Annotated in this window: 6 protein-coding genes and 1 pseudogene; 5 read left to right on the forward strand and 2 right to left on the reverse strand. The window is 47.5% G+C overall.

From position 1 onward, the window contains the following. Window positions 1–103 precede the first annotated feature (103 nt). On the reverse strand, window positions 104–952 hold the full coding sequence (locus KTR07_RS13935; protein WP_008766292.1) for a helix-turn-helix domain-containing protein: 849 nt from the start codon (window positions 950–952) through the stop codon (window positions 104–106). Between the two features lie 154 nt (window positions 953–1,106). Here KTR07_RS13935 and KTR07_RS13940 point away from each other — a divergent pair, with 154 nt between their 5' ends. Genes KTR07_RS13940 through KTR07_RS13955 form a run of 4 tightly spaced genes read left to right on the forward strand, consistent with a single transcriptional unit; the run spans window position 1,107 to window position 7,458 of the window. Then, entirely contained in the window at window positions 1,107–2,249 is a 1,143-nt protein-coding gene (locus KTR07_RS13940) for an efflux RND transporter periplasmic adaptor subunit (protein WP_081109807.1), read from the forward strand. A 19-nt stretch (window positions 2,250–2,268) separates the two neighbouring features. Beyond that, window positions 2,269–5,466: an efflux RND transporter permease subunit gene (locus KTR07_RS13945; RefSeq protein ID WP_217315442.1), complete on the forward strand. Its 3,198-nt coding sequence runs from the start codon at window positions 2,269–2,271 to the stop codon at window positions 5,464–5,466. A 6-nt stretch (window positions 5,467–5,472) separates the two neighbouring features. After that, window positions 5,473–6,840, forward strand: a complete 1,368-nt coding sequence (locus KTR07_RS13950) for a TolC family protein (protein ID WP_054960338.1) — start codon at window positions 5,473–5,475, stop codon at window positions 6,838–6,840. 9 nt (window positions 6,841–6,849) lie between these two features. Beyond that, the gene (locus tag KTR07_RS13955) at window positions 6,850–7,458 is read left to right on the forward strand and encodes a TetR/AcrR family transcriptional regulator (protein WP_117577786.1); all 609 of its coding nucleotides are present in this window, start codon (window positions 6,850–6,852) and stop codon (window positions 7,456–7,458) included. Window positions 7,459–7,817: 359 nt separating this feature from the next. Here the strand turns inward: KTR07_RS13955 and KTR07_RS13960 are convergent, their stop codons facing one another. Next, window positions 7,818–8,546: a hypothetical protein gene (locus KTR07_RS13960; protein WP_008761146.1), complete on the reverse strand. Its 729-nt coding sequence runs from the start codon at window positions 8,544–8,546 to the stop codon at window positions 7,818–7,820. A gap of 230 nt (window positions 8,547–8,776) precedes the next feature. Between KTR07_RS13960 and KTR07_RS28425 the strand changes: the two are divergent. Further along, window positions 8,777–8,922 (forward strand): annotated as a pseudogene (locus KTR07_RS28425) (phage integrase SAM-like domain-containing protein); the annotation flags it as partial.

Raw genomic sequence — 8,922 nt, forward strand, 5'->3', positions numbered from 1 at the left:
CTATTAATTTTATAGCAAAATGACTGATTTTGCACAAACTTATGGTTGCTATCCGGGTCTCTGTACTCCTTAATGTATAATGGTTATTTCTTTTTTCTGATTGCTATATAACATATCTGTTTTGATATTCTCTAGGCGACATTCCTTCATGCCGTTTGAAATATCTTCCTAAATACGACTGGTCCGGGAAACCGAGCCGGTCGGCTATATCCTGCATTGTCAGCTCCGTAGACTGGAGCAGTACTTTGATCTCTAGAATGGCGAAATCATCAATGATCTTTTTGGCAGAATCTCCGGTCACACTGCGGCAGATGCCTGTCAGGTATTTGGTCGAAATACAAAGCTCGTTGGCGTAGAAGTTAACTTCCCGTTGTGAAATGCAGTTTTCGTGCACCAATGCGACAAACTTCTTGAAGATTTCGTCCTGCCGGCTTCCCCCTTCTATTTCCTGTTTGTCGAAGTAGCGGTAGCATTTATCGTAAATATCCAGCATGAAGGATTGGAGATGATTCTTGGCTATCTGGTTGCGGAAGCGGTTCTCGCGGTCATTATAAATAGCAGTTGCCGCCTGTATCAATCCGTTGATTGCTCCGGTATCCTTATCGGGAAGCACATAGCACGGTCTTTCCTTCATAAAGCGGAAAAAGGTCGGTTCTAACCGCAGGCAGGCTTCCCGAAACATATCTTTGGGAAATCCGAAAAAGGAGGCTGTGAAGTCACTGCTGCTGCCATTGATACGGATAATGCTTCCCGGCAGCAGTACCACCTGAGTGTTTTTGACGATTTCGTACTCTTTCAGATCGATGGTGACGTGTGCCCATCCACTGCGGCAGAAATAGATGGCACCCCCTTCCATTTTCCAGAGGTGATGCATGATAGGTGACAAATTCTCATCGCTTCCGGCAACAAATGATTCCCGGAGAACGGCAAGGGTAGAGTTTCTCTGTATCATAACTATTCTTATTTAGTGGGCAAAAATAGGACTTTTTCACTAAATATCGCTCATATTGTTCCGAAAATGAACAAAACTCTAAACACTATGACCAGTTTTCTGTGGTGAAAAGAGTCTACCTTTGCCGCGATCAAAAATTTTAATAGGTAACACAATGAGTAAAAAGGTATGTAAAATGAAGCAAGGGCTATTGTTGCTCGGTTGTCTGGTTGCTGCTGTAGGTTGTAAGCAAGCTCCACCCACACAAATGGAAACAGGATATGAAGTAATGACCGTTTCTCCGACCGACCGGATGATTTCGAGTGCCTATTCGGCGACCATCCGCGGACGTCAGGACATCGATATTTATCCACAGGTAGGCGGTACGCTGACAAAAGTCAGTGTCACCGAAGGACAGCGGGTGAAGAGCGGACAGACGCTGTTCATCATCGACCAAGTGCCGTATGAGGCAGCCCTGCAGACGGCAGTGGCGAATGTAGAGTCAGCCAAAGCGTCTCTGGCAACGGCACAGCTGACTTACGACAGCAAAGAGGAACTGTATAAGGAGAATGTAGTTTCCGCTTTCGATCTGAGTACGGCAAAAAATTCTCTTCTGGCTGCCAAAGCCCAACTGGCACAGGCCAAGGCACAAGAAGTGAGCGCCCGTAATAACCTTTCTTATACGGTAGTGAAGAGTCCGGCAGACGGAGTGGTAGGTACATTGCCTTATCGCGTAGGTGCGTTGGTGAGTTCCAGCATTCCCGAACCGCTGACCACCGTTTCCGACAATTCGGACATGTACGTCTACTTCTCAATGACGGAAAACCAGTTGCTGGGGCTGATTCGCCAGTATGGCTCTAAAGACGAGGCGCTGAAAAGTATGCCCGCCATCGACTTGCAGCTGAACGATAAATCGGCTTATCCCGAACAGGGACAGATCGAGTCTATCAGCGGAGTCATTGACCGTTCGACGGGTACTGTCAGCCTGCGTGCCGTTTTCCCTAATAAGGACGGACTGCTGCACAGCGGCGGTGCGGGTAACGTAGTGATTCCGGTACAGAAAACGGGAGCTTTGGTGATTCCGCAGGGAGCTACGTTCGAAATACAGGATAAGAGATATGTATATAAGGTAGTAGACGGTAAAGCGCAATCTGCCTTGGTGCAGGTGACCCGTGTGAACGGCGGCCGCGAATTTATCGTGGATGAAGGACTGGCTCCGGGCGATGTGATTGTGGCGGAAGGCGTAGGATTGCTTCGTGAAGGTACTCCGATTAAGGCAAAGACTGCTCAGGCATCTACGACAACTACTGAAAATTAAACAAAGGAGGAATCGATCCATGAATTTAAGAACCTTTATTGAACGCCCCGTATTATCGGCAGTCATCTCTATTACGATTGTCGTTGTGGGTATCATCGGGCTGTTCAGTCTGCCCGTCGAACAATATCCCGATATTGCTCCGCCGACCATTATGGTGAGTACCACCTATTATGGCGCCAGTGCGGAAACTTTGCAGAAGAGTGTGATTGCTCCTTTGGAAGAAGCGATCAATGGTGTGGAAGACATGACTTACATGACTTCCAGCGCCACCAATGCCGGTACAGTGAGTATCACCGTGTACTTCAAGCAGGGAACAGACCCGGACATGGCAGCGGTCAACGTACAGAACCGCGTGTCGAGAGCGACGGGACAGCTTCCGGCAGAAGTAACGCAGGTCGGTGTGACTACTTCCAAACGTCAGACAAGTATCCTGCAGATGTTCTCGCTTTCCAGTCCGGACGATAGCTACGATGAAAACTTCCTTTCCAACTATATCAGTATCAATCTGAAACCGGAGATTCTGCGTATCTCGGGTGTAGGCGACCTGATGATTATGGGAGGTGAATATAGCATGCGTGTATGGATGAAGCCGGACGTGATGGCCCAGTACAAACTGATTCCATCGGATATCACCGGTGTGCTTGCCGAACAGAATATCGAATCGGCCACCGGTTCATTCGGTGAAAACTCGAACGAAACCTATCAGTATACAATGAAATATAAAGGACGTCTGATCACTCCGGAAGAATTTGGAGATATTGTCATTCGTTCTACGGACAATGGTGAGGTCCTGAAGTTGAAAGACATCGCCGAGATACAGTTGGGACAGGATAGCTATGCTTATCACGGTGGAATGGACGGTCATCCGGGCGTTTCGTGCATGGTGTTTCAGACGGCGGGCTCCAATGCGACCGAAGTAAACCAGAACATTGATAAATTCCTTGAAGAAGCCCGTAAAGACCTCCCGAAAGGAGTGGAACTGACACAGATGATGAGCTCGAACGACTTTCTGTTCGCTTCTATCCATGAGGTGGTGAAGACGTTGATCGAGGCGATTATCCTGGTGATTCTGGTGGTATATGTGTTCTTGCAGGACTTTCGTTCTACGCTGATTCCTTTGGTGGGAGTCATTGTTTCGCTCATCGGTACGTTTGCTTTCATGGCGGTGGCAGGATTCAGTATCAATCTGCTCACGCTGTTTGCGCTCGTGCTCGTCATCGGTACGGTGGTGGACGACGCCATTATTGTCGTCGAGGCGGTGCAGGCACGCTTCGACGTGGGATACAGGTCGTCCTATATGGCAAGTATCGATGCAATGAAAGGTATCAGTAATGCTGTTATCACCTCTTCGCTGGTGTTTATGGCAGTATTTATTCCGGTATCCTTCATGGGCGGTACTTCCGGTACGTTCTATACCCAGTTTGGTCTGACGATGGCGGTTGCCGTTGGTATTTCCGCTATTAATGCGTTGACACTGAGTCCGGCATTGTGTGCCTTGCTGCTGAAACCCTATATCAATGAAGACGGTACGCAGAAGAATAACTTTGCGGCACGTTTCCGTAAAGCATTCAATTTGGCTTTCGATATTCTGATAGAGAAATACAAGAATGTGGTGCTGATCTTTATCAAACGCAGATGGCTGGCATGGTCGCTGCTCGTTTGCTCCGTAGTGTTGCTTGTATTCCTGATGAATACGACAAAGACCAGTCTGGTGCCGGACGAAGACCAGGGTGTGGTATTCGTCAATGTAAGTACGGCGGCCGGTAGTTCGCTGACTACGACCGACGAAGTGATGGAACGCATCGAAAAGCGTCTGATGGATATTCCGCAGATTAAGCACGTGCAGAAAGTGGCCGGCTACGGATTGCTGGCAGGACAGGGAAGCTCGTTCGGTATGTTGATTCTGAAGCTGAAACCGTGGGACGAACGTCCGAATGACGAAGATAATGTACAGGCAGTCATCGGTCAGGTGTACGGTCGTACGGCCGATATCAAGGATGCCAGTGTCTTCGCTATTTCGCCGGGTATGATTCCGGGTTACGGTATGGGTAATGCGCTGGAACTCCATATGCAGGATAAGATGGGCGGTGATATCAACGAATTCTTTACCACTACCCAGCAATATCTGGGAGCATTGAACCAGCGTCCGGAAATTGCGATGGCATATTCTACGTTCGACGTGCGCTATCCGCAGTGGACGGTAGAGGTGGATGCAGCCAAGTGTAAACGCGCAGGCATTACACCGGATGCGGTATTGAGCACACTGTCCGGTTATTATGGCGGTCAGTATGTGTCCAACTTCAACCGTTTCTCTAAAGTATACAGAGTCATGATTCAGGCAGACCCGAAATTCCGTCTGGACGAAACTTCACTGGACAATGCTTTCGTACGTATGTCGAACGGAGAGATGGCTCCGCTGAGCCAGTTCGTAACGTTGACACGCAGCTACGGCGCAGAGTCGCTGAGCCGTTTCAATATGTACAATTCCATCGCCGTGAATGCGATGCCGGCAGACGGATATAGTACGGGAGATGCTATCAAGGCCGTACAGGAAACAGCCGTACAGGCTCTTCCCAAGGGATATGGCTATGATTACGGAGGCATCACCCGTGAGGAAAATCAGCAAAGCGGTACGACTATGATCATCTTTGGTATCTGCTTCCTGATGATTTATCTGATTCTGAGTGCATTGTACGAGAGCTTTATCATTCCGTTCGCCGTGCTTCTGAGTGTGCCTTGCGGATTGATGGGAAGTTTCCTCTTCGCATGGATGTTCGGACTGGAGAATAACATTTACTTGCAGACAGGTTTGATTATGTTGATCGGTCTGTTGGCAAAGACAGCCATCCTGTTGACCGAATACGCTGCCGAACGCCGTAAGGCAGGCATGGGACTGATCGCTTCTGCGGTAAGTGCAGCCAAAGCCCGTCTGCGTCCGATTCTGATGACAGCATTGACGATGATCTTCGGTCTGTTCCCATTGATGTTGTCCAGTGGTGTAGGAGCCAATGGTAACCGTTCGCTGGGTACGGGTGTAGTCGGTGGTATGACGATCGGTACGCTGGCATTACTTTTCATCGTGCCTACTTTGTTTATCGCTTTCCAGTGGTTGCAGGAACGCTTACGCCCGGTGCAGAGCAGACCTACGGAAGACTGGCAGATCGAGGAAGAAATCAAGGTGAGTGAAGAAGAAAAATCTAAAGCAGGAAAAAAATAATTGATGATGAAGAAAATATTAATCTTATCCGCAGCAACGCTCGTGTTGAGCAGTTGCGGTATCTACAATAAATACAAACCTGTATCGGAGGTCCCCGAAGGACTTTATGGAAGCGAAACCGTCGCTTCCGCCGATACGGCGAACTTCGGTAATCTCTCGTGGAGAGAGGTCTTTACTGACTCGTATTTGCAGAATTTGATCGATTCGGCTTTGGTACGGAATACGGATATGCAGACAGCGCATCTCCGTGTGAAAGAAGCGGAGGCTTCGTTGCTGACGTCCAAGCTTTCTTATCTGCCCTCTTTGTTTCTCGCACCGGAAGGAGCTGTGAGCAGCTTCGACCGTGGCAAAGCGACTCAGACCTACTCATTGCCGGTGACTGCCTCGTGGGAACTGGATATCTTCGGAAAGGTGACCACGGCCAAACGTCGGGCAAAAGCGGCCTATGAGCAGAGCAAGGAGTATGAACAGGCGGTGAAGACGCAATTGGTGTCTGCCGTGGCAAATACTTATTATACCTTGTTGATGCTCGACGCTCAATATGAGATTTCCGTGTCCACCGAAGCGGCATGGAAAGAGAGCGTGCGGACAGCCCGTGCCATGAAGAAGGCCGGTATGATGACCGAAGCCGGACTGGCTCAGACGGAAGCCACCTATTATAATATATGTACGGCAGTGCTCGACCTGAAAGAACAAATCAATCAGACGGAGAACTCAATGGCTTTGTTGCTGGCGGAAACACCTCACAAGATACAACGCGGCAAACTGGAAAACCAGCAGTTGCCGGAAGACTTCTCCGTAGGGATTCCTTTGCAGATGCTTTCCAACCGTCCGGATGTACGTAGCGCGGAGTTCTCTTTAGCGCAGGCATTCTATACGACGAATGCTGCCCGTGCTGCTTTCTATCCTTCCATCACGCTGAGCGGGAGTGCCGGATGGACAAACAGTGCCGGTAGCATGATTATCAATCCGGGCAAATTCGTTGCTTCTGCCGTAGCTTCACTGACGCAACCTTTATTTAACAAGGGAGTGAATATCGCCCAGCTGAAAATAGCGAAGGCACAGCAGGAAGAAGCCCGCCTCAGCTTTGAACAGACATTGCTGAACGCAGGTGTGGAAGTAAACGAGGCACTGGTGCAATATCAGACGGCCCGTGAGAAATCCGCTTTCTACGATAAGCAGATCACCTCTTTGCAGACTGCTGCCAGAAGCACTAGTCTGTTGATGGAACATAGTAATAATACTACTTATCTGGAAGTACTGACCGCACAGCAGACATTGCTGAACGCCAGACTTTCACAGGTAGCCAATCGCTTTACCGAAATCCAGGGCGTGATTACACTGTATCAGGCTTTGGGCGGAGGCCGGATGTAGGAGGATAGTATGAATCCTGAAAAAGTACGGTGTCAGATAATCGAATACACCAAACACGAGATGTATCTGCACGGTGCTGACGGACTGACCATGGATGACATAGCCAAGGGGATGAAGATGTCGAAGCGTACGCTTTACAAGCTGTTCCCCAGTAAGACTTGTCTGTTCCGCATCTGTCTTTCTGATTTCACCAACGGGATCAGAAGTTGTCTGAAACAAAGTCAGATGCGGATGGACAGTTCGTGTATGCAGGTGCTTTTTGCCACAGTGAACGGGTATCTCACGCTATTGCATTCGTTAGGAAAGACTTTATTGCTGGATATCGCCGCGAACGAAGATTACAGCGCTTCCTTCAAACGGGAAGAGGCCTTCTGGTTGCAGCAGTTTATCGACGTACTGACGCATTGTAAAATCTGTGGTTACCTGCTTCCGGGAGTCGATCCGGATCGCTTTGCGGCAGATTTGCAGGAGGTTATTTATCAGAGTTGCCTGCAAGGTACTCCGTATGTTGTTCAGCAGGCGCTGAACCATACTCTCTTACGAGGACTTTTTGAGGTGGACGGCATTCGGTATATTGACGAACACCTGAAACTGGATAAATTCAATGTTTGTGTATGAAAGGAAGAGGGTGTATTAAATCCGGAGATAAGCAGAAAGGCAGTTAACCGTTGGCAGGTTAGTATAAATGCTTTTATTCTCATGCCCGTGAGAACATTTTCTCATCGCATTGAGAAATAATTCTCAAAGGCATGAGAACTTTTTCTCACTGTGGTGAGAATTTTTTCTCAAAGGCATGAGAATACTTTGAGAATATAGCAACTTGTATTATGCTATGTATTAATCAGATAGCAGTACAGCGGTATCTGTCTTATAACTGCTCAAAACGTTTAATTTCTAATAATGTAGTTCTTCGCTTGTTTGGTTAAGGCGGATGGACTGTCCTTTGTCTCCGTATGAAAACTTGACAAATGATCAATCTAAAGCCCTTTCACCACATCGACAGACAAACCCGTGCATTCTGCTATCACATCATCCGCTATACCTTTCTGCTTGAAATTGCGGGCTATCTCTATGGTTTGGTTGTGCTCTTTGAGCGCGGAGAACACCAGACCGGAAAGATACTCAAGTGTACTGTACAAGCGTTCCCGATTTTCCTTCCGCTGATAATCCACACTAAAAAATGTGGAACGCTTACGGTGTAATATCAGGTAGTATGTTCCGGCAGTAAGAAGTCCCGCTATTATATCAATTGGGATACCCGTTCCTTCAAACAAATTTTTGTATTCTTCTATAGCCACTTTATAATGCTTTTCCCTGCTTCGTGCCATACGTCTTGTGGTCGAATTGTCTGCTTCGAGTTCCCACACTAGCAAGTGCTGCATATCGGTATTGTCATATAAGTAATTTGCCAAAGCCTTTAAGGTGCTTTTCATGATGTCCTCGTTGGCTTTGTCTGTAGGGTGTTCTTCATCGAATAAATCGTGTAGCCAATAATCAGAGATGTATGCGTACTTATCCAGCAACCGCTCAATATTCTTATAGTTATTGAGCAGGACGGACATTTGTATGTCGGCTCTTTGCATAATATCCGTAAAGGTAATTTGCGCCAGACCTTTTTCACTTGCTAACTGCCGGATGGCATCAAACACGTCCGCTTCCAGTTCGGCGCGGGTACGGCGTGCACGTTTATTCTTCGATTGTTCCATGTTTACTTCTTTGTTGCATACAAAAGTATGAAAAATAAGTATAAGTCACTTATTTTCCTTTATAAAACAGATTTATGAAACGGTTCGGTCACCGAACAAATTTATTTCTATCTTTGTCTTATTAGTATTTAGAGAATAGAAAAACAAAGAACACTGGGGAAAGCAGAGTGGGTAAGGGAACGGCTTTCTCTACGGACGTATCTTTTGAGTATTATTTAAATCAGTAGAAAATGGGGAATTTAATTTCGTTTATGAAGGAAGTAGCCGATGGGCTACGGGAAAGTGGGAATTATGGGACCGCCCATATTTACAGGAGCAGTATGAGTGCAATCCTTGCCTTTCATGGAAGTGATAAGCTTCCTTTCCGGAAAGTAAG

Origin of the sequence: Bacteroides sp. MSK.20.82 (genome assembly GCF_019052485.1) — a bacterium.
In the GTDB taxonomy this organism is placed as follows: Bacteria; Bacteroidota; Bacteroidia; order Bacteroidales; family Bacteroidaceae; genus Bacteroides; species Bacteroides thetaiotaomicron.